General features: G+C 44.7%; 2 protein-coding genes. Both read left to right on the top strand.

Features of this window, described 5'->3' with window-relative positions; all coding sequences use genetic code 11:
• Positions 1 to 71: 71 nt before the first annotated feature.
• Positions 72 to 383: a transposase gene (locus HG263_RS22115; protein ID WP_171628234.1), complete on the top strand. Its 312-nt coding sequence runs from the start codon at positions 72 to 74 to the stop codon at positions 381 to 383.
• 26 nt (positions 384 to 409) lie between these two features.
• Positions 410 to 977 (top strand): IS3 family transposase (locus tag HG263_RS22110; RefSeq protein ID WP_343044030.1); only part of this gene is annotated, 568 nt, incomplete at its 3' end.

The raw sequence follows: 977 nt of genomic DNA, 5'->3' as shown, positions 1-977 counted from the left end.
TTGTAGTGGCACAATAAATTTGGCCACCTGATTAGAGGTGATAGAATCACCATAACTGATTAGGTGCAAATATGACAAAAAGAACTCGTCCAACTTATTCTCCTGAATTTAGACTCGAAGTCGCTCAACAAGTCGTCGATGAACAACGCTCTGTGAGAGACGTTGCTGATGCTATGGGGCTAGGTAAATCTACTGTCGATAAGTGGGCACGCCAGCTAAAAGAAGAGCGTAACGGTAATCTCACAAGCGCGACTCCTCTGACCCCAGATCAACTTAAGATTCGCGAACTTGAGCGTAAACTCAAGCGCCTAGAAGAGGACAATGAGATCTTAAAAAAGGCTTCAGCTCTCTTGATGCAGGACTCCATCAAAGGTTTGCGCTGATCCGCTCCCTTCAAGAGAGCTGGCCAGTGACGCGCTTGTGCAGGGTATTTAAAATACAGCGTAGTAGTTACCGATATTGGCGTGAAACACCAAATACTATAGCGCCAGAGCGACTACGTTTAATTGCTGAAATGAAACGTTGGTTTGGGCTAAGCCATGGCTCCGCAGGTCAACGAACTTTAGTTCAGCTGCTTGCAAAGTCTGGCTTCAAAGCAAGTCGCTGGTTGGTGAGTAAGCTAATGAAACAAAAAGGATTAGTCAGTCGTCAAATGCCAACACATAAGTATGCCAAGGCAGAAAAAGAGCACTTAAGCATACCGAATCTATTGAAAAGAGCATTTAGCACAAAAGCACCAGATCAAGTTTGGTGTGGTGATGTTACCTATGTTTGGTGCGGCTCTCGTTGGCTCTATCTAGCTGTTGTTATTGACCTTTATGCTCGCAAAGTTGTTGGTTGGGCAACATCCGCTCGACCAGATAGTGAACTAACGAAAAAGGCTTTGAGAATGGCTTATGAAAGCCGAGGTAATCCAAAGCGGGTGCTATTCCATAGTGATCAGGGTTGTCATTATACGAGTAAGAGTTTTCGTCAGT

The organism is Pseudoalteromonas caenipelagi (assembly GCF_013140855.1).
Lineage (GTDB): Bacteria > Pseudomonadota > Gammaproteobacteria > Enterobacterales > Alteromonadaceae > Pseudoalteromonas > Pseudoalteromonas caenipelagi.
Note: the sequence above shows the minus strand (reverse complement) of the source record. Positions and strands in the feature narration are given on the sequence as shown.

Excerpts from the sequence above, each read along its gene's own strand:
- HG263_RS22115 (WP_171628234.1), top strand. The coding sequence starts at position 72 with ATGACAAAAAGAACTCGTCCAACTTATTCTCCTGAATTTAGACTCGAA.